General features: G+C 61.0%; 28 protein-coding genes. All 28 read left to right on the top strand.

Annotated elements, in window-relative coordinates:
- Positions 1-73: 73 nt before the first annotated feature.
- The 28 genes from rpoC to rpsM all read left to right on the top strand — a co-directional run bounded on the left by rpoC (position 74) and on the right by rpsM (position 19,175).
- Positions 74-4,270 (top strand): DNA-directed RNA polymerase subunit beta', encoded by a 4,197-nt coding sequence (rpoC, locus tag GWK63_RS11230; protein ID WP_034933195.1) that lies wholly within the window; start codon positions 74-76, stop codon positions 4,268-4,270.
- Between the two features lie 413 nt (positions 4,271-4,683).
- Positions 4,684-5,055, top strand: coding sequence for a 30S ribosomal protein S12 (rpsL, locus tag GWK63_RS11225; RefSeq protein WP_003621118.1), 372 nt, complete (start codon positions 4,684-4,686; stop codon positions 5,053-5,055).
- A 15-nt stretch (positions 5,056-5,070) separates the two neighbouring features.
- Positions 5,071-5,547 carry a 30S ribosomal protein S7 gene (rpsG, locus tag GWK63_RS11220; RefSeq protein WP_007399617.1) on the top strand — a complete coding sequence of 159 codons (477 nt, stop codon included), beginning with the start codon at positions 5,071-5,073 and terminating at the stop codon, positions 5,545-5,547.
- A 93-nt stretch (positions 5,548-5,640) separates the two neighbouring features.
- Positions 5,641-6,831: an elongation factor Tu gene (gene tuf / locus GWK63_RS11215; RefSeq protein WP_007399618.1), complete on the top strand. Its 1,191-nt coding sequence runs from the start codon at positions 5,641-5,643 to the stop codon at positions 6,829-6,831.
- Positions 6,832-6,936: 105 nt separating this feature from the next.
- A complete protein-coding gene (gene rpsJ, locus GWK63_RS11210; protein ID WP_007282720.1) occupies positions 6,937-7,245 on the top strand; it encodes a 30S ribosomal protein S10 in 309 nt (102 codons plus the stop codon).
- A 10-nt stretch (positions 7,246-7,255) separates the two neighbouring features.
- Complete coding sequence (gene rplC, locus GWK63_RS11205) at positions 7,256-7,939, top strand: 50S ribosomal protein L3 (RefSeq protein ID WP_034933191.1); 684 nt, start codon at positions 7,256-7,258, stop codon at positions 7,937-7,939.
- Positions 7,940-7,951: 12 nt separating this feature from the next.
- Positions 7,952-8,566 (top strand): 50S ribosomal protein L4, encoded by a 615-nt coding sequence (gene rplD, locus GWK63_RS11200; RefSeq protein ID WP_007399620.1) that lies wholly within the window; start codon positions 7,952-7,954, stop codon positions 8,564-8,566.
- Between the two features lie 35 nt (positions 8,567-8,601).
- A complete protein-coding gene (locus GWK63_RS11195; RefSeq protein WP_172157796.1) occupies positions 8,602-8,898 on the top strand; it encodes a 50S ribosomal protein L23 in 297 nt (98 codons plus the stop codon).
- A 16-nt stretch (positions 8,899-8,914) separates the two neighbouring features.
- The gene (gene rplB / locus GWK63_RS11190; protein ID WP_034933189.1) at positions 8,915-9,745 is read left to right on the top strand and encodes a 50S ribosomal protein L2; all 831 of its coding nucleotides are present in this window, start codon (positions 8,915-8,917) and stop codon (positions 9,743-9,745) included.
- A gap of 12 nt (positions 9,746-9,757) precedes the next feature.
- Complete coding sequence (gene rpsS, locus GWK63_RS11185) at positions 9,758-10,036, top strand: 30S ribosomal protein S19 (RefSeq protein WP_007399623.1); 279 nt, start codon at positions 9,758-9,760, stop codon at positions 10,034-10,036.
- A gap of 2 nt (positions 10,037-10,038) precedes the next feature.
- Positions 10,039-10,440, top strand: a complete 402-nt coding sequence (rplV, locus tag GWK63_RS11180) for a 50S ribosomal protein L22 (RefSeq protein ID WP_007399624.1) — start codon at positions 10,039-10,041, stop codon at positions 10,438-10,440.
- Positions 10,441-10,443: 3 nt separating this feature from the next.
- The gene (gene rpsC / locus GWK63_RS11175; RefSeq protein WP_007399625.1) at positions 10,444-11,121 is read left to right on the top strand and encodes a 30S ribosomal protein S3; all 678 of its coding nucleotides are present in this window, start codon (positions 10,444-10,446) and stop codon (positions 11,119-11,121) included.
- Positions 11,122-11,175: 54 nt separating this feature from the next.
- On the top strand, positions 11,176-11,592 hold the full coding sequence (gene rplP / locus GWK63_RS11170; protein ID WP_007399626.1) for a 50S ribosomal protein L16: 417 nt from the start codon (positions 11,176-11,178) through the stop codon (positions 11,590-11,592).
- Position 11,593: 1 nt separating this feature from the next.
- Positions 11,594-11,830, top strand: a complete 237-nt coding sequence (gene rpmC / locus GWK63_RS11165) for a 50S ribosomal protein L29 (RefSeq protein ID WP_007399627.1) — start codon at positions 11,594-11,596, stop codon at positions 11,828-11,830.
- 13 nt (positions 11,831-11,843) lie between these two features.
- The gene (gene rpsQ / locus GWK63_RS11160) at positions 11,844-12,125 is read left to right on the top strand and encodes a 30S ribosomal protein S17 (RefSeq protein ID WP_034933186.1); all 282 of its coding nucleotides are present in this window, start codon (positions 11,844-11,846) and stop codon (positions 12,123-12,125) included.
- Positions 12,126-12,140: 15 nt separating this feature from the next.
- Positions 12,141-12,509 (top strand): 50S ribosomal protein L14, encoded by a 369-nt coding sequence (rplN, locus tag GWK63_RS11155; protein ID WP_007399629.1) that lies wholly within the window; start codon positions 12,141-12,143, stop codon positions 12,507-12,509.
- Complete coding sequence (gene rplX, locus GWK63_RS11150) at positions 12,509-12,829, top strand: 50S ribosomal protein L24 (RefSeq protein ID WP_007399630.1); 321 nt, start codon at positions 12,509-12,511, stop codon at positions 12,827-12,829. Before rplN ends, rplX begins: the two co-directional genes overlap by 1 nt.
- A gap of 10 nt (positions 12,830-12,839) precedes the next feature.
- Positions 12,840-13,409 (top strand): 50S ribosomal protein L5, encoded by a 570-nt coding sequence (gene rplE / locus GWK63_RS11145; RefSeq protein ID WP_034933180.1) that lies wholly within the window; start codon positions 12,840-12,842, stop codon positions 13,407-13,409.
- A 105-nt stretch (positions 13,410-13,514) separates the two neighbouring features.
- Positions 13,515-13,820: a 30S ribosomal protein S14 gene (gene rpsN / locus GWK63_RS11140; protein WP_007399632.1), complete on the top strand. Its 306-nt coding sequence runs from the start codon at positions 13,515-13,517 to the stop codon at positions 13,818-13,820.
- A 12-nt stretch (positions 13,821-13,832) separates the two neighbouring features.
- The gene (rpsH, locus tag GWK63_RS11135) at positions 13,833-14,231 is read left to right on the top strand and encodes a 30S ribosomal protein S8 (RefSeq protein ID WP_010506719.1); all 399 of its coding nucleotides are present in this window, start codon (positions 13,833-13,835) and stop codon (positions 14,229-14,231) included.
- A gap of 10 nt (positions 14,232-14,241) precedes the next feature.
- Entirely contained in the window at positions 14,242-14,778 is a 537-nt protein-coding gene (rplF, locus tag GWK63_RS11130; protein WP_034933177.1) for a 50S ribosomal protein L6, read from the top strand.
- Positions 14,778-15,140 (top strand): 50S ribosomal protein L18, encoded by a 363-nt coding sequence (rplR, locus tag GWK63_RS11125; RefSeq protein ID WP_014105020.1) that lies wholly within the window; start codon positions 14,778-14,780, stop codon positions 15,138-15,140. Before rplF ends, rplR begins: the two co-directional genes overlap by 1 nt.
- A 17-nt stretch (positions 15,141-15,157) precedes the next feature.
- Positions 15,158-15,736 (top strand): 30S ribosomal protein S5, encoded by a 579-nt coding sequence (gene rpsE, locus GWK63_RS11120; protein WP_014105019.1) that lies wholly within the window; start codon positions 15,158-15,160, stop codon positions 15,734-15,736.
- Positions 15,729-15,917: a 50S ribosomal protein L30 gene (gene rpmD, locus GWK63_RS11115; RefSeq protein ID WP_007399639.1), complete on the top strand. Its 189-nt coding sequence runs from the start codon at positions 15,729-15,731 to the stop codon at positions 15,915-15,917. The genes rpsE and rpmD overlap by 8 nt, the downstream gene beginning before the upstream one ends.
- Position 15,918: 1 nt before the next feature.
- Positions 15,919-16,407: a 50S ribosomal protein L15 gene (rplO, locus tag GWK63_RS11110; protein WP_034933171.1), complete on the top strand. Its 489-nt coding sequence runs from the start codon at positions 15,919-15,921 to the stop codon at positions 16,405-16,407.
- A gap of 158 nt (positions 16,408-16,565) precedes the next feature.
- Positions 16,566-17,915: a preprotein translocase subunit SecY gene (secY, locus tag GWK63_RS11105; RefSeq protein WP_007399641.1), complete on the top strand. Its 1,350-nt coding sequence runs from the start codon at positions 16,566-16,568 to the stop codon at positions 17,913-17,915.
- Entirely contained in the window at positions 17,912-18,571 is a 660-nt protein-coding gene (locus GWK63_RS11100; RefSeq protein WP_034933169.1) for an adenylate kinase, read from the top strand. Before secY ends, GWK63_RS11100 begins: the two co-directional genes overlap by 4 nt.
- A 226-nt stretch (positions 18,572-18,797) precedes the next feature.
- On the top strand, positions 18,798-19,175 hold the full coding sequence (rpsM, locus tag GWK63_RS11095) for a 30S ribosomal protein S13 (protein ID WP_007399643.1): 378 nt from the start codon (positions 18,798-18,800) through the stop codon (positions 19,173-19,175).
- The last annotated feature ends 39 nt before the right edge of the window (positions 19,176-19,214 follow it).

Below are 19,214 nucleotides of genomic sequence, written 5' to 3'. Positions count from 1 at the left end.
ATATTTTTCTTTCAGGAGTGGAGGCAGGTGCGGCGCCTGCTTCCGCTTCATTCCCTCAGGGGGTTTGCGGCGCATGAATGAACTCATGAAGATCCTTGGCCAGGGCGGCCAGGCCATGACCTTCGACCAGATCAAGATCCAGCTGGCTTCGGCCGAGCAGATCCGCTCATGGTCGTATGGCGAGATCAAGAAGCCCGAGACCATCAACTACCGGACCTTCAAGCCGGAGCGTGATGGCCTGTTCTGTGCACGGATATTCGGTCCGATCAAGGATTACGAATGCCTGTGCGGCAAGTACAAGCGGATGAAATTCCGTGGCATCATCTGCGAAAAATGCGGTGTGGAAGTCACGCTGGCGAAGGTCCGCCGCGAGCGCATGGGCCATATCGAGCTTGCCAGTCCCGTAGCCCATATCTGGTTCCTCAAGTCGCTGCCCAGCCGTATCGGCCTGATGGTCGACATGACGCTGAAGGATCTGGAAAAGATCCTGTATTTCGAGAGCTATGTGGTTCTGGAGCCCGGCACGTCGCCGCTCAAGCAGTACAGCCTGCTGACCGAAGACCAGTATCTTGATGTCATGGACGAGCATGGCGACGAGGGGATCGAGGTCGGGATCGGTGCCGAAGCGATCAAGAAGATCCTTGAACGCATCGACTGCCGTCAGGAAAAGGAAGAACTGCGTCAGGAGCTGAAGGAAACCACATCCGAAGCCAAGCGCAAGAAGCTGGTCAAGCGGCTGAAGCTGGTCGAGGCCTTTGCCGACAGTGATTCCCGTCCGGAATGGATGATCCTGGAACTGGTGCCGGTCATCCCGCCCGAGCTGCGCCCGCTGGTGCCGCTTGATGGCGGCCGCTTCGCCACGTCCGACCTGAACGACCTGTACCGCCGTGTCATCAACCGTAACAACCGCCTCAAGCGGCTGATCGAACTGCGCGCGCCGGACATCATTGTCCGTAACGAAAAGCGCATGCTGCAGGAATCGGTTGATGCGCTGTTCGATAATGGCCGCCGTGGCCGCGCCATCACGGGGGCGAACAAGCGCCCGCTGAAGTCGCTGTCGGACATGCTGAAGGGCAAGCAGGGCCGCTTCCGCCAGAACCTGCTGGGCAAGCGCGTCGACTATTCCGGCCGTTCGGTCATCGTGGTCGGCCCGGAACTGAAGCTGCACCAGTGCGGCCTGCCCAAGAAGATGGCGCTGGAACTGTTCAAGCCGTTCATCTATTCCAAGCTGGAAAAATACGGTCACGCCACCACCATCAAGGCGGCCAAGCGCATGGTGGAAAAGGAACGTCCCGAAGTGTGGGATATCCTTGAAGAGGTGATCCGTGAGCATCCCGTCATGCTCAACCGTGCGCCGACGCTGCACCGTCTGGGCATCCAGGCGTTCGAGCCGGTACTGATCGAAGGCAAGGCCATCCAGCTGCACCCGCTGGTCTGCACCGCGTTCAACGCGGACTTCGATGGGGACCAGATGGCCGTGCATGTGCCGCTGAGCCTTGAGGCCCAGCTGGAAGCGCGCGTGCTGATGATGTCGACCAACAACATCCTCAGCCCCGCCAACGGCAAGCCCATCATCGTGCCGTCACAGGATATCGTGCTGGGGCTGTACTATCTCAGCCTCGAGACGCCGGAATTCCGCGCGACACCGGACCAGAACAGCTACGATGACAAGGGTCATCTGACGGTTGCGGGCGCGCCGTCCTTCTCCAGCGTGGGGGAAGTGGAATACGCGCTCAGCACCGGCGCGGTGAAGCTGCATGACAAGATCCGCGCCCGGATCGAGACGCTTGACGCTGACGGCAAGCCGGCGCGTACGACGGTGGTCACGACGCCGGGCCGCATGCTGGTTGCCCAGATCCTGCCCCGTCATGCGGCGCTGCCGTTCTCGCTGATCAACCGGCAACTGACCAAGAAGATCGTCTCCGACGTGATCGACGCGGTCTACCGTCACTGCGGCCAGAAGGAATGCGTGATCTTCTGTGACCGCCTGATGGGCCTTGGTTTCCGCCATGCGGCGAAGTCGGGCATTTCCTTCGGCAAGGACGACATGATCGTCCCGGCCGAGAAGAAGGAACTGGTTGACCGCACCGCCGCGGAAGTGAAGGAGTTCGAGCAGCAGTACCAGGACGGCCTGATCACGGCTGGCGAGCGCTACAACAAGGTGGTCGATGCCTGGTCGCGCTGCACGGACGAAGTGCAGGCGGCGATGATGAAGGAGATTTCCAAGCAGGAAATCGGCAAGCCCACCAACTCGGTGTGGATGATGAGCCACTCCGGTGCCCGTGGGTCGCCAGCGCAGATGAAGCAGCTGGCCGGCATGCGTGGCCTGATGGCCAAGCCGTCGGGTGAGATCATCGAACAGCCGATCATCGCCAACTTCAAGGAAGGCCTGTCGGTTCTCGATTACTTCACCTCCAGCCATGGTGCGCGTAAGGGTCTGGCCGACACCGCGCTCAAGACCGCGAACTCGGGTTATCTTACCCGGCGTCTGGTCGACGTGGCGCAGGACAGCATCATTGTCGAGGAAGACTGCGGTACCGAACGCGGCCTGACCGTGCGCGCGGTCATGGACGGGGGCGAGGTTATCGCATCGCTGTCCGAGCGTATGCTCGGGCGCACGCTGGCGGCTGATGTGCTTGATCCCGCCACGGGCAAGGTGCTCTTCCCGCGCAATACGCTGATCGAGGAAGCCCAGGCCGAGCAGATCGAGAAGGCGGGGGTCGAAAGCCTGCTGATCCGCTCCGTCCTGACCTGCGACAGCCGCGTTGGCGTATGCGGTCACTGCTATGGCCGTGACCTGGCCCGTGGCACGCCCGTCAATATCGGTGAGGCCGTGGGCGTGATCGCCGCCCAGTCCATTGGTGAGCCGGGCACGCAGCTGACCATGCGTACCTTCCATATCGGCGGTGCGGCGCAGCGTGGCGCCGAGCAGTCGATGGTCGAGGCATCGCGTGACGGCAAGGTGACGATCCGCAACAAGAACGTGGTGCATAACAGCCAGAACGTGCCCATCGTCATGTCGCGTAACTGCGAGATCCTGCTGACGGATGACCGTGGAACCGAGCGCGCCCGCTACCGTGTGCCCTATGGTGCCCGCCTGCTGGTGGAGGATGGTGCTGCGGTCACCCGTGGGCAGAAGATGGCCGAGTGGGATCCGTACACCCTGCCGATCATCACCGAGCAGCCCGGCAAGGTGGAATATCTTGACCTGATCGACTCCATCACCCTGGTGGAGCGGATGGATGAGGTGACCGGCCTGACCTCCAAGGTGGTGGTTGACTACAAGCAGGCTTCCAAGGGGATCGACCTGCGGCCGCGCCTGCAGCTCAAGGACGCCAATGGCGATGTGGTGAAGCTGGCCAACGGCAACGATGCCCGCTACTTCCTCTCGCCTGACTCGCTGCTGTCGGTTGAGAACGGTGCGCAGGTGAATGCGGGTGACGTGCTGGCCCGTATCCCGCGTGAAGGCTCCAAGACGCGTGACATTACCGGTGGTCTGCCGCGCGTGGCCGAACTGTTCGAGGCCCGTCGCCCGAAGGATCACGCCATCATCTCGGAAACCGAGGGGCGTGTGGAATTCGGCAAGGATTACAAGTCCAAGCGGCGTGTCATCGTCAAGAACGACGAGACCGGCGAGGAGACGGATTACCTGATCCCCAAGGGCAAGCATGTGTCCGTGCAGGAAGGCGACTTCGTGCAGGTGGGCGATCCGCTGGTCGATGGTCCGCGCGTGCCGCATGACATCCTGAAGGTTCTGGGTGTCGAGGCGCTGTCGGATTATCTGGTCAACGAAATCCAGGACGTCTACCGCCTGCAGGGCGTGAAGATCAATGACAAGCACATCGAAGTCATTGTGCGCCAGATGCTGCAGAAGGTGGAAATCCTTGAGCCGGGCGATACGACCTACCTGATCGGTGAGACGGTGGACCGTATCGAATACGAGGAAGAAAACACCAAGCGCCTGAACATGGGCGAGCGTCCGGCTGCTGCCATGCCTGTGCTGCAGGGCATCACCAAGGCCTCGCTGCAGACGCAGTCCTTCATCTCCGCCGCATCCTTCCAGGAGACGACACGTGTCCTGACCGAGGCTGCCACGGCAGGGAAGAAGGATACGCTCAACGGCCTGAAGGAGAACGTGATTGTCGGCCGCCTGATCCCGGCGGGGACGGGCAGCGTCATGAACAAGCTCCGTGCCGTTGCGGCAGGTGAGGACAAGCAGCGCCTGGCCCAGGCCCGCGCTGCGGTGGCCACAACCAAGGCCGCTGAATAAAATACGGAAGAAATGCCGGGTATCGCATGTGCGGTATCCGGCATGATTCGGTGCTGCACTATTGTCACCATCCGATTCAGGCGGTATCAGCGGCCTGACGGAGCGGTGCTCCGATTCCGATGGCGGTTCTGCCCCGTCGGTTGGCGAGCGAATCCTGCGCAAGGCTTGACTTCTGGTCATTCTGGACGTAGGTTCCGCGCCTCTCGGCTAGCCCTGTCTGAAAGACGTTGTTGGCCGTCGAATGCAGCATGCAGGCATGCGGTACCGCAGTCCGGGAATCGGGCTGCCCAGGCCGGATGTAAATATGATGCCCGAACGGATGGTTGTCATCCGTTGGGGTTTTGTTGTGAACGACAGTCGGCAGTCCGATATGAGGCTGGCCGGCCGAATTTTGTAAGGATCGGGAAAGGCGTATGCCGACCATCAACCAGTTGATCGCGAAAGGTCGCGAGCCCGCAGCCAAACGCAACAAGGTCCCTGCACTGCAGGGTTGTCCGCAGAAGCGTGGCGTTTGTACCCGTGTTTATACAACCACACCGAAGAAGCCGAACTCGGCTCTGCGTAAGGTGGCAAAAGTTCGCCTGACCAACGGGTATGAGGTTGTGAGCTATATTCCGGGTGAGGGGCATAACCTCCAGGAACATAGCGTTGTCCTGATCCGTGGTGGTCGCGTTAAGGATCTTCCTGGCGTGCGTTATCACATCCTGCGCGGCGTTCTGGACACCCAGGGTATCGCCAAGCGTCGTCAGCGTCGCTCGCTCTATGGCGCGAAGCGTCCTAAGTAAAAGGAATAACGAGGCATGAGTCGCCGTCATCGCGCAGTAAAGCGCGAGATTCTTCCCGATCCGAAATTTGGTGATGTCGTCATTACGCGTTTCATGAACGCCCTGATGTACGACGGCAAGAAGTCCACAGCCGAAGGGATCGTCTATGGCGCCCTTGAGGTGCTGCGTCGCCGTGGTGGTGCAGCTGCGGACCCCGTGGTCATGTTCCACAGTGCGCTGGATAACGTGAAGCCGGCTGTCGAGGTGCGTTCCCGCCGTGTTGGTGGTGCGACCTACCAGGTTCCGGTCGAAGTCCGGGCCGAGCGCCGTCAGGCGCTGGCCATCCGCTGGCTGATCGACGCGTCGCGCAAGCGGGGCGAGAACACCATGCAGGACCGCCTGTCGAACGAACTTCTTGATGCCGTCAACAATCGTGGCGCCGCGGTCAAGAAGCGCGAGGACACGCACCGCATGGCAGAAGCCAACAAGGCATTCAGTCATTACCGCTGGTAAAGGCGGTCAGGCCGGTTTATCTACCGGCCCGGCTTCCGAAACGGAACTTTCCAACCCGACTCTTGGCACGAGGCCGAGTTAACGGAGAAAACGATGGCAAAGGCTAAATTTGAGCGGAATAAGCCGCACTGCAACATCGGCACGATTGGTCACGTCGATCACGGCAAGACCTCGCTGACCGCTGCTATCACCAAGACGCTGGCGAAGTCCGGCGGTGCCGAATTCAAGGCATACGACATGATCGACGCCGCGCCGGAAGAGCGCGCCCGTGGCATCACCATCTCGACCGCCCATGTCGAGTATGAGACCGCCAAGCGTCACTACGCACACGTCGACTGCCCCGGCCACGCCGACTACGTGAAGAACATGATCACCGGTGCCGCGCAGATGGACGGCGCGATCCTGGTGGTGTCCGCTGCTGACGGCCCGATGCCCCAGACCCGCGAGCACATCCTGCTTGCCCGTCAGGTTGGCGTGCCGGCACTGGTCGTGTTCCTGAACAAGGTTGATCAGGTTGACGATCCGGAACTGCTGGAACTCGTCGAGATGGAAGTGCGCGAGCTGCTCTCCGCTTACCAGTTCCCCGGCGACGATATCCCCATCATCAAGGGTTCCGCCCTGGTGACGCTGGAAGATGGTGACCCGGAAGTCGGTGAAAACCGCGTCCTGGACCTGATGAACGCCGTTGACGAATACATCCCGCAGCCGGAGCGTCCGATCGACCGTCCGTTCCTGATGCCGATCGAAGACGTGTTCTCCATCTCGGGCCGTGGCACCGTGGTGACGGGCCGTGTCGAGCGTGGCGCCGTGAACGTTGGCGACGAAATCGAGATCGTTGGCCTGCGTCCGACGCAGAAGACGACCGTGACCGGCGTGGAAATGTTCCGCAAGCTGCTTGATCGCGGTGAAGCGGGCGACAACATCGGCGCGCTGCTGCGTGGCACGAAGCGTGAAGACGTCGAGCGTGGCCAGGTGCTGGCAAAGCCGGGTTCCATCACCCCGCACACCAAGTTCAAGGCGGAAGCCTACATCCTGACGAAGGAAGAGGGTGGCCGTCACACGCCGTTCTTCACCAACTATCGTCCGCAGTTCTATTTCCGCACGACCGACGTCACCGGCGTCGTTCACCTGCCCGAAGGCACGGAAATGGTCATGCCTGGCGATAACGTCGCCATGGATGTGGAGCTGATTGCTCCGATCGCCATGGACGAAGGCCTGCGCTTCGCTATCCGCGAAGGTGGCCGCACCGTTGGTGCAGGTGTTGTTGCTTCCATCACCGCGTGATTGGACAGTAACTGAACTGTGGCATCCCGGTCGGAGCAATCCGGCCGGGTTTCCATTGCGGATCGGGTTCCCCCGAATCAGGTAAAGTTGGACTGAAACAGAAAGATGGACAACCAGAACATCCGCATTCGCCTGAAGGCGTACGATCATCGGGTGCTAGACAACAGCACGAAGGAGATCGTCAATACGGCGAAGCGTACGGGTGCGCGGGTTCGGGGTCCTATCCCGCTGCCGACGCATATTGAACGGTTTACCGTAAACCGCTCCCCCCACGTGGATAAGAAAAGCCGCGAGCAGTTCGAAATTCGGACCCATCGCCGGCTGCTCGACATTGTCGAGCCGACCCCGCAGACCGTGGACGCTCTCATGAAACTCGACCTCGCCGCTGGCGTGGATGTCGAGATTAAACTCTAAGGTCCAGACGATGCGCACCGGATTGATCGCAAAGAAGCTGGGTATGACCCGGCTGTTCAAGGAAGACGGCACACATGTGCCGGTGACTGTCCTGCAGGTGGATGATCTGCAGGTGGTTGATGTCCGTACAACCGAACGGGATGGCTATACGGCCGTTCAGCTCGGCGCGGGCAAGGCCAAGGTCAAAAATGTGTCGAAGCCGAACCGCGGCCATTTCGCCAAGGCCAAGGTCGAGCCCAAGAAGAAGCTGGCTGAATTCCGCGTTGCGGATGATGCCGTCCTGGAAGTCGGGGCTTCTCTGTCCGCCGCCCATTTCGTGGCGGGGCAGAAGGTGGACGTTACCGGCACCAGCAAGGGTAAGGGTTTTGCCGGCGCGATGAAGCGCTGGAACTTTGCCGGTCTCGAAGCCACCCACGGTGTCTCGATCAGTCACCGTTCGCACGGTTCCACGGGTAACCGCCAGGATCCGGGCAAGGTTTTCAAGAACAAGAAGATGGCTGGCCATCTCGGTTCCGAGCGTGTGACCACGCTGAACCTGGAGATTGCGGCTGTCGACGCCGAAAAGAACCTCATCATGATCCGCGGCTCCGTGCCGGGCGGAAAGAATGAGACGGTTCTGGTTCGTGATGCGATCAAGAAGGCCCGTCATGCCGAGGCGCCGTATCCGGCGGCCCTGGTTGAGGCTGCTGGCTGAGGATAGAGGGCAATGGATTACGAGATCAAAACCCTCGATAACGGAAGCGCAGGTACCGCCAGCCTTCCCGACGAGATTTTCGCCGCAACGCCGCGTCCGGACATTCTGGCGCGTGTGGTGCACTGGCAGCTTGCAAAGCGCCGCGCTGGTACGCACAAGGTCAAGGGCATGGGAGAAATCTCCGGCACGACCAAGAAGCCGTACCGCCAGAAAGGCACCGGCAGCGCCCGTCAGGGTTCGCTGCGTTCGCCGCAGTACCGCACGGGTGGTGTGGTCCATGGTCCGGTCGTGCGCGACCATGGCTATGACCTGCCCAAGAAGGTGCGTCGCCTGGGCCTGATTTTCGCGCTGTCGCAGAAGGCGGCCGAGGGCAAGCTGGTGGTGCTGGATGCGGCGACCGCCTCGGGCAAGTCCGCGGAACTGGCCAAGAAGCTGAAGGTCCTGGGCTGGACATCCGCACTGATCGTGGATGCCGCCGTGGAGGAAAACTTCGGCCGTGCCGCGCGCAACCTGCCGAAAATCGACATTCTCCCGACCATCGGTGCGAATGTCTATGACATCCTGAACCACGATGTGCTGGCCATCACCCGCGCAGGCGTTGAGGGTCTGAAGGAGCGTCTGGCATGACCAATATCCTGGCAATCCGCAAGAAGGCGGAACGCATGTCCCGGGAAGCGATGTATGACATCATCCGCTCCCCCCTGATCACGGAAAAGGCGACGGCCCTGTCCGAGAAGAATCAGGTCGGTTTCAAGGTCGCGATCAGCGCCACGAAGCCGGAGATCAAGGTAGCGGTCGAGACGCTGTTTGGTGTGAAGGTTCTGGGTGTGAACACGCTCATCCAGAAGGGTAAGGCCAAGCGCTTCAAGGGACGTCCCGGCCAGCGTTCGGATGTGAAGAAGGCGTTTGTCCAGCTTGCTGAAGGTCAGTCCATCGACCTGACCGCGAAGCTGGTCTGACGCGGGGTGACAAGAAATGGCATTGAAGCACTTTAATCCAGTTACCCCCAGCCTGCGCGGAACGGTTCTGATCGACCGCAAGGAGCTGTGGAAAGGCAAGCCCGTCAAGGGCCTGACCGAGGGGAAGAACAAGAGCGGCGGCCGTAACAACCACGGTCGCACCACCTCGCGTTTTATCGGTGGCGGACACAAGCAGTCCTACCGTTATGTCGATTTCAAGCGTCGCAAGTTCGATGTGGTCGGCACGGTGGAACGCCTGGAATATGACCCGAACCGCACGGCATTCATCGCCCTTGTCAAGTACGAGGATGGCGAACTGGCCTACATCATCGCGCCGCAGCGTCTGAAGGCGGGTGACCAGGTTGTTGCTGGCGCGCGCGCCGACATCAAGCCGGGCAACGCGATGCCGCTGGCCGCGATTCCGGTGGGCACGATCATCCACAACATCGAGCTGAAGGCCGGTGGCGGTGGCAAGATCGCCCGTTCGGCCGGCACCTATGCCCAGCTGGTCGGCAAGGATGTGGGCTATGCCCAGATCAAGCTGCAGTCCGGTGAACTGCGTGTTGTCCGCGCGGAATGCATGGCGACCATCGGCGCCGTGTCCAACCCGGACAACATGAACCAGCACCTGGGCAAGGCCGGCCGCAACCGCTGGCTGGGCCGCCGCCCGCACAACCGTGGTGTTGTCATGAACCCGGTTGACCATCCGCATGGTGGTGGTGAAGGACGCACTTCGGGTGGGCGTCATCCGGTTACGCCATGGGGCAAGCCGACTAAGGGTTACAAGACCAGGGTCAACAAGCGTACGGACAGTCTGATCATCCGTCGCCGGAAGACCGGCAAGTAAGGGGCATTTAAGATGGCACGTTCCGTCTGGAAGGGCCCGTTCGTGGACGGGTATCTGCTGAACAAAGCCGATGCATCGCGCGCGTCGGGCCGTAACGAAGTGATCAAGATCTGGTCGCGTCGATCCACCATCCTGCCGCAGTTCGTCGGACTGACGTTCGGCGTCTATAACGGGCACAAGTTCCTGCCCGTGCAGGTTTCCGAGAACATGGTGGGGCACAAGTTCGGTGAGTTTTCACCGACCCGTACCTTCACGGGTCATTCTTCGGACAAGAAAGCGAAGCGGGGCTGAACATGAGCAAGCCTAAGCATCCGCGCACGCTCGCGGAAACCGAGGCGCAGGCGCTGACGCGGAACATCCGCATCAGCCCGCGCAAGCTGAACCTTGTTGCGGGCCTGATCCGCAACAAGCCGGCCGCACAGGCGATCGCCACCCTCACATTCTCCAAGCGTCGCATCGCCCAGCAGGTCAAGAAGACCCTGGAGAGTGCGATCGCCAATGCCGAGAACAACCATCAGCTGGACGTTGACCAGCTGGTCGTTGCCCGTGCAGAGGTGGGCAAGTCGATCGTGATGCGTCGTTTCCACGCGCGTGGTCGTGGCCGTTCGGCCCGCATCGAGAAGTTCTTCAGCCACCTGACCATCGTCGTGGCCGAAAAGAAGCCCGAAGCTGAAACCGAAAAGAAGGCGGCCTGATCCATGGGACATAAAGTTAATCCGATCGGGCTGCGGCTCGGTATTAACCGGACATGGGACAGCCGCTGGTACGCCGATGCCGATTATGCGCGCCTGCTGCATGATGACCTGAAGCTGCGCGCCTACCTGCGCCGCAAGCTGTCTGGTGCGGGTGTATCCCGCGTGGTGATCGAACGCCCGGCCAAGAAGCCGCGCGTGACCATCTACGCGGCCCGTCCGGGTGTCGTGATCGGCAAGAAGGGTCAGGACATCGATGTGCTGCGCAAGGACTTGGCCCGTATGGCCAAGACCGATGTGGCGCTGAACATCGTCGAGATCCGCAAGCCGGAAATCGATGCGACCCTGGTGGCCGAAAACATTGCCCAGCAGCTTGAGCGTCGCGTGGCCTTCCGTCGTGCCATGAAGCGTGCCGTGCAGTCGGCCATGCGCCTGGGTGCGCAGGGTATCCGGATCAACTGCTCGGGTCGTCTGGGCGGTGCGGAAATCGCGCGTATCGAATGGTACCGTGAAGGCCGCGTGCCGCTGCATACGCTGCGTGCGGACATCGACTATGGTGTGGCGACCGCCAAGACGACCTATGGCACCTGTGGTGTGAAGGTCTGGATCTTCAAGGGCGAGATTCTTGCCCATGATCCGCTGGCGCAGGACCGTCGCGCCGCCGAACAGGCCCCGCAGCGCTAAGCTGCGCGGTCAAATGGACCCAGATGCGCCAGGCGGCGCGTGAGGATTTAGAAAATGCTTTCTCCCAAGCGGACAAAGTACCGCAAGGCCCACAAGGGCCGCATTCATGGGCTGGCCAAGGGTGGCACAACCCTGAATTTCGGGGCTTTCGGCCTGAAGGCTCTCCAGCCTGAACGGATCACGGCCCGCCAGATCGAAGCCGCCCGTCGTGCCATTACCCGTGCCATGAAACGTGCCGGTCGCGTGTGGATTCGGATTTTCCCTGATCTTCCGGTCTCGACAAAGCCCGCAGAAGTGCGTATGGGGTCCGGCAAGGGGTCGCCCGAATATTGGGTGGCTCGTGTGAAGCCGGGTCGTATCCTGTTCGAGATCGAAGGCGTGCCGCCTGAAGTCGCGCGTGAAGCGCTGGCTCTGGGTGCGGCCAAGCTGCCGATCAAGACCAAGTTCGTGACCCGTATCGGAGAGGCGTGAGATGGCAAAGGCAACAAAGCCGGCCGATCTGCGTGCCAAGACTGTTGAGGAACTGGATGCGCTTCTCGTTGATCTGAAGCGCGAGCAGTTCAATCTTCGGTTCCAGCATGCGACCGGCCAGACCGAGGGTCAGTCCCGCATGCGTGAGGTCCGTCGTGACATCGCGCGTGTGAAGACGATTGCAACCCAGGTTGTGAAGAAGAGTTCAGCTGGCCACGCGCCGGCAGTAAAGTCCTGAAGGGAGACGGGCGATGCCAAGGCGCGTCCTGACCGGGCGGGTAACAAGCGACAAGATGGACAAGACCGTAACGGTTCTTGTCGATCGTCGCATTATCCATCCGCTGTATAAGAAGTTCATTCGTCGCTCCAAGAAGTATGCGGCGCATGACGGCTTGAATGAATGCAAGGTGGGCGACACGGTGCGCATTGAGGAATGCAAGCCGATTTCCCGTCGCAAGACCTGGACCGTCGTGGTCCGGAATGGCCAGCCGCTCGCGGCCGCCGCCGGTGCCACGTCCGGTACGCAGGCGTAAAGAAGGGCATAGACCATGATCCATCCCGAGACCAACCTTGACGTCGCCGACAATTCCGGCGCCCGTCAGGTGCAGTGCATCAAGGTACTGGGCGGTTCCAAGCGGAAGACTGCCTCGGTCGGCGACGTGATTGTCGTGTCCGTCAAGGAAGCCATTCCCCGCGGTAAGGTCAAGAAGGGCGATGTTCACCAGGCGGTGATCGTCCGTACGTCCTACCCGGTGCGTCGCGCCGACGGCAGCGCCATCCGGTTTGACCGCAATGCGGCCGTGCTGATCAACAAGCAGCAGGAACCGATCGGCACCCGTATCTTTGGCCCGGTCGTGCGTGAGCTGCGTGCGCGCAAGTTCATGAAGATCATCTCGCTGGCACCGGAGGTGCTGTAATGGCTGCTCGTATCAAGAAGGGTGACCAGGTCCTGGTCATCACCGGTGGTTCCAAGGGAACCCGTGGCGAGGTCGTGACAGTCCTGCCGGCGGCAAACAAGGCTGTGGTGCGTGGCGTGGCGATTGCCAAGCGCCATACCCGTCCCTCCCGCATGGGTGAGCAGGGTGGCATCATCCAGAAGGAAATGCCCGTTCACCTGTCCAACCTGAAGCTGATCGATCCCAAGAGCGGTGACCCGACGAAGGTCGGCTTCCGCGTTCTGGAAGATGGTCGCAAGGTTCGTGTCGCCAAGGCGACCGGCGAAGTTATCGAAGGCTGAGGAGGCGGGTATGTCTGAAGTGAAAGAAGCCCGTCCGATGCCGCGCATGCAGCAGCGTTACCAGACGGAGCTGCGTGCGAAGATGCGCGAGCAGTTTGGCTACAAGAACGAGATGCAGGTTCCGCGTCTCGAGAAGATCGTGCTGAACATGGGCGTGGGCGAAGCGGCTGGCGACCAGAAGAAGCTGGATGCGGCGCTTAAGGAAATGACCCTTATCGCAGGTCAGAAGCCCGTCAAGACGGTTGCCAAGAAGGCGATCGCGGGCTTCAAGATCCGTGAGGGTCTGCCCATTGGCTGCAAGGTGACGCTGCGTCGCGCGCAGATGTTCGAGTTCCTTGACCGCCTGGTGACGATCGCCCTGCCGCGCGTGCGCGATTTCCGTGGGCTGCCGGCGAACAAGGGTTTCGATGGTCGTGGCAACTTCGCGATGGGCCTGAAGGAACAGATCGTCTTCCCGGAAATCGAGTACGACAAGGTCGACGAGATCCGCGGCATGGACATCATCTTCGTGACCACCGCGAAGACGGATGCGGAAGCAAAGGCTCTGCTCAAGGCGTTCGATCTGCCCTTCTCTGCATAAAATGTAGAGAAAGGGCTTCCGTCTGAAGTCCAGAAGACCTAATACACACGTTGTTTGGAAAACCGTTGGGACTGGCCCAACAGGTTCCGGAGGGTAAAACAAGGCATGGCCAAAATTTCCGCCGTTAACCGGAATGTCAAGCGCGAGCGCATGGCAACCCGGGACCGGGCTAAGCGGACTGCATTGAAGAACATCATCATGGACCGGTCTCTGCCGGTTGAGGATCGCTTCGATGCATCGCTCAAGCTTGCTGAACTTCCTCGCAATGGTTCGCGCGTGCGCGTGCGTCTGCGCTGCAAGCTGACGGGGCGTCCCCGCGCCAATTACAGAAAGTTCGAACTCTGCCGTATCGCCCTGCGCGACCTGGCCTCCAATGGCCAGATCCCGGGTATGGTCAAATCGAGCTGGTAAGGGCAGGGAACGATGTCACTTTCTGATCCTTTGGGTGATCTGCTCACCCGGATCCGCAACGCGCAGCGTGCACGGCATGCTGCCTGCGTGGCGCCGGCTTCCAAGCTGCGCGCCAGTGTTCTCGAGGCCCTGCGCCGCGAGGGATATATCCGTGGTTTCTCCCGTGAGGAACTGCGCAAAGGTGTGGCCCAGCTGCGCATCGAGCTGAAATATCTCGATGGTGAGCCGGTCATCAAGGAAATCCACCGTGTGTCCAAGCCGGGCCGCCGCGTCTATTCCAAGATCAAGGAACTGCCGCGTGTCTATGCCGGGCTGGGTGTGTCGATCCTGTCGACCCCTCGCGGTGTTCTGTCCGATGCGGAGGCCCGCGCTGCCAATGTTGGCGGTGAAGTCCTCTGCCGTGTGTTCTGAGGAGGGATAAATGTCGCGAGTGGGCAAATATCCCGTCGAGGTTCCGTCGGGCGTTCAGGTTTCCATTGCTGATGGCGTGCTGACGGCAAAGGGCAAGCTGGGTGAACTCAAGCTGCCACTGTCCAGCCATGTCGCGGTCGATGTTGCGGACGGCAAGGTCGCGGTCAAGCCGGTCGATACGACGCAGGCCCAGGCCCGCATGATGTGGGGAACCACGCGTTCCCTGATCGCGGGTATGGTCAAGGGCGTGTCCGAAGGGTTTTCCAAGACGCTGGAAATCTCCGGAACGGGTTACCGCGCTGCGGTGCAGGGCAAGAACCTGGTCATGAACCTCGGTTATTCGCATGACATCGTCTATGCGATCCCCGAGGGAATCAAGATCACGACCCCGCGGCCGACAGCCGTGACCGTCGAAGGTATCGACAAGCAGCGGGTTGGTCAGGTGGCTCTGGATATCCGCAGCTTCCGCAAGCCCGAGCCCTATAAGGGCAAGGGTGTCCGTTATGAAACGGAAACCATCCGTCGCAAGGAAGGCAAGAAGAAATAATGAGCACGCAGAAGGATCTGCGGGAACGGCGGCGTCAGCGTCTCCGTTTCCAGCTTCGCCGCAAGAGCGGTGGCCGTCCGCGTCTGTCGGTGTTCCGTTCAGGCAAGAACATCTACGCGCAGGTTATCGACGATGCGGCCGGCCGTACGCTGGCCGCTGCGTCCTCCCTGGAAAAGGACCTGCGTTCCGCCCTCAAGGGTGGCACGGACGTCACGGCGGCGGGTGCGGTTGGCAAGCTTCTGGCGGAACGCGCGGTGGCTGCAGGTGTGTCGAAGGTCGTTTTCGACCGCGGCGCGTATCTCTATCATGGGCGTATCAAGGCCCTGGCGGAGGCTGCCCGTGAGGGCGGTCTCTCGTTCTGACGAAAGGGTCACGCATAATGGCACGTGAACCGAGAGAAGGCGGCCGGGGTGGTCGCGATCGCGACCGCGAAGGCGATGATCTGGTCGACAAGCTGGTCACGATCAATCGTGTTGCCAAGGTTGTAAAGGGCGGTCGCCGCTTTGCATTCGCGGCACTGGTTGTGGTTGGTGACCAGAAGGGGCGCGTAGGGTTCGGCGCGGGCAAGGCCCGTGAAGTTCCCGAGGCGATCCGCAAGGCGACCGACCGCGCCAAGCGCACCATGATCCGCGTTCCGATGAAGGAAGGCCGTACGCTGCATCACGATGTGGCCGGTCACTTCGGGGCGGGCAAGGTGGTCCTGCGCTCTGCTGATGCAGGCACGGGCATCATTGCCGGTGGTCCGATGCGCGCCGTGTTCGAAAGCCTGGGCATCAATGACGTGGTGGCCAAGTCGCTTGGAACCCGGAACCCGCACAACATGGTCAAGGCGACGTTCGCCGCGCTGGAGCGTTGCGCCAGCCCGCGTTCGGTGGCCAACCGTCGTGGCAAGAAGGTTTCGGATATCCTGGGGCGCCGCGAGGCTGCGGTAGCGACGGAGGCTGCGGCCGATGTCTGATACCAAGGCAACCATTCGCGTTACCCAGCTACATTCCGGTAACGGGCAGAAGCCGGGCCAGCAGGCGACGCTGGTCGGTCTTGGCCTGAACAAGATCGGTCGGACCCGCGAACTGGAGGATACCCCTTCCGTTCGTGGCATGATCCGCAAGGTGTCCCACCTGATCAAGGTGGAGGATTGAGATGAACCTGAACGAACTTCGTGACAACGAGGGCGCGCGTTATCGCAAGAAACGCCTTGGTCGCGGTATCGGCTCCGGCAAGGGCAAGACATCCGGCAAAGGTGTCAAGGGCCAGAAGGCACGTTCCGGCGTGTCGTTGAACGGGTTTGAGGGTGGCCAGCTGCCCATCTACCGTCGTCTGCCCAAGCGCGGCTTCAAGAACATCTTCCGCAAGGACTATGCGGTGGTGAACCTGGGCACGCTGGACAAGGCCATCGCGGCAGGCAAGGTTGATGCCAAGGCTGTCGTGACGGAAGAAGTGCTGACCAAGGCTGGCCTGATCGGTTCTGGCCGTTTTGCCGGTATCCGCCTGCTGGGTGACGGTGAACTGAACCACGCGGTGACCATTGAGGTGGCGGGGGCTTCGGCCTGCGCCATTGCGGCGGTCGAGAAGGCCGGTGGCAAGGTGCAGGTCAAGGCGCAGAAGCAGCAGGCTCCTGCCGCGGAATGACCGGTTCGGGTTACAGGCACGTTCTGTACCCGAAGCATGATAAAAGCGATGCTGCTTGCACTCGGCGGGCGCATCGCTTTATTACTTTCTGCGGTTTTTTTTATCATGACAGCGTCCCGCCTCCAGCGGTGGCGCTGTTCTTGTGAAAGGATGGGCGCATGGCCTCCGCGGCCGAACAGTTGGCTGCCAATTTGAATTTCAGTTCCTTTGCCAACGCGACGGAACTGAAGAAGCGTATCTGGTTCACCCTGGGTGCGCTGATCGTTTACCGGATTGGCACCTATATCCCCGTTCCAGGCGTCGACGCGACGGTGATGGGGCAGCTTCTGGCCCGGCATCAGGGCGGTATCCTGGGTATGTTCGACATGTTCACGGGCGGGGCGCTGGGGCGCATGACCGTGTTCGCACTCAATATCATGCCCTATATCAGCGCCTCGATCATTGTACAGCTGATGTCAGCAGCGATTCCCTCCCTTGAGGCCCTGAAGAAGGAAGGCGAGGGCGGACGGCGCAAGCTGAACGAATATACCCGCTATCTTACGGTCGTGATCGCCCTGTTTCAGGCCTACGGCATCGCCATCGGGCTGGAGAACATGCATACCGAGGCGGGCTCGGCGGTGGTATCGCCGGGGATGTTCTTCATCGTGTCCTGCGTCCTGACCCTTGTGGGGGGGACCATGTTCCTGATGTGGCTGGGGGAACAGATCACGTCACGGGGGGTTGGCAACGGGATCTCGCTGATCATCTTTGCCGGTATCGTGGCGAACCTGCCCAATGCCCTGGCAAGCCTGTTCCAGCTTGGCTACACCGGCGCGCTGTCCCCGTTCTTCGTGCTGGTTTTCCTGGTGCTGGCGGCGATCACCATCGCGTTCATCGTATTTATGGAACTGGCGCAGCGCAGGGTCGTCATCCAGTACCCCAAGCGGCAGGTTGGCCAGCGCATGTTCGGTGGGGACTCCACCCATATGCCGCTGAAGGTGAATACCGCAGGGTCCATCCCGCCGATCTTTGCCTCGTCCGTGCTGCTGATTCCGGTCACGATCGCGGGATTCGTCAATAACAGTTCCATGCCGGGATGGCTCTCCTTCCTGGGGCAGGAACTGGGGCAGGGGCAGCCGCTGTACATGCTGTTCTATGCGGCGATGATCGTGTTCTTCTCGTATTTCTATGCGGCGGTGACGTTCAACCCGCAGGAAACGGCCGAGAACCTGCGCAAGCAGGGCGGGTTCGTGCCGGGTATCCGCCCCGGGGCGAATACGGCTGCGTTCTTTGACCGTATCCTGACCCGCATCACAACGATCGGTGCGCTCTATCTTGTTGCCGTCTGCCTGTTGCCGCAGATCCTGATCAGCCATTACAACGTGCCTTTCTATTTCGGTGGCACGAGTCTGATCATTATCGTGACGGTGACGATCGATACGGTGACACAGGTGCAGTCGCATCTGGTGGCGCACCAGTATCAGGGACTCATGCGCCGGGGACGGGGCAGAAAGGGCAGGGTGCGTTGAACATCATTTTTCTTGGACCGCCAGGTGCCGGCAAAGGCACGCAGTCGAAACGGCTGGAAGAGCGGTATGGAATTGCGCAGATCTCGACCGGGGACATGCTGCGCGCCGAAGTCGCGGCGGACAGCCCGCTTGGGCAGCAGGTCAAGACCATCATGGCCGAAGGCAGGCTCGTGCCCGATGATCTGATCATCGCCATGATCGAAAAGCGTATCCGCCAGCCGGACTGCGCCAAGGGCTTTATCCTTGATGGTTTTCCACGCACCCGCGCGCAGGCCGAGGCGCTGGATACGATGCTGGCACGCAGTGGGCAGCACATTGATGCCGTGCTGCTGCTGGACGTGGATGAGGATGCCCTGGCCGACCGGATTGCGGGTCGTTATACCTGTGCCAGGTGCGGGGCAGGCTATAATGATGTGTTCAAGCGGCCGAAGGTCGCGGGCACATGCGACGTATGTGGTGGACATGAGTTCATCCGCCGCGAGGACGACCGGCGCGAAACCGTGGCGGCCCGACTGAAAACCTACCGGGAACTGACGGCCCCGATCCTGCCTTATTATGAGGAGGAGAAGCGGCTGTACCGGATTGACGGCATGGCTGATATCGATGCGGTGACGCAGGAAGTCTTTGCTGTCATCGACCGCATCACGAAAAAGTGATGCAAAATAATTGACTCATGGGGGGCAGCAGTATATTGCGCGCCCTCAAGGTATGAATGTCGCTTGAGTCGGCCCGATGGTCCGGCGCAGGCGGCCTGAATGAATGATGCTGGGGTTGGCCGGTCGGACCGGTATGTTCACGGCGCTCCTGCCAGTCGGGCAGGTGGTGTGAAGCAGCCCTGCCTAAATGTAGTGCCCCGAACAGGGCGGACGAGGAGTAAGTGGCGTGGCACGTATTGCCGGCGTGAACATCCCAACTAACAAGCGGGTCACAATTGCCCTGCGTTATATCTATGGTATCGGGGCGACGAAGGCCCAGGCGATCTGCGACCAGCTGGAAATCCCGGCTGAGCGGCGCGTGAACGAGCTGTCGGACGACGAGATCGGCAAGATCCGTGAACTGATCGACAGCAACTACCGCGTGGAAGGTGATCTTCGCCGTGAAGTGGCGATGAACATCAAGCGTCTGATGGACCTTGGCTGCTACCGTGGCCTGCGCCACCGGCGTGGGCTGCCTGTCCATGGTCAGCGGACTCATACCAACGCCCGTACCCGCAAGGGTAAGGCCGTGGCTATTGCGGGCAAGAAGAAGGCGACCCGCTAATCAGCGGATTGCCCGGTATGAATGCACGGGGCGTGCCTT

Origin of the sequence: Komagataeibacter rhaeticus (genome assembly GCF_011611525.1) — a bacterium.
Lineage (GTDB): Bacteria > Pseudomonadota > Alphaproteobacteria > Acetobacterales > Acetobacteraceae > Komagataeibacter > Komagataeibacter rhaeticus.
Note: the sequence above shows the minus strand (reverse complement) of the source record. Positions and strands in the feature narration are given on the sequence as shown.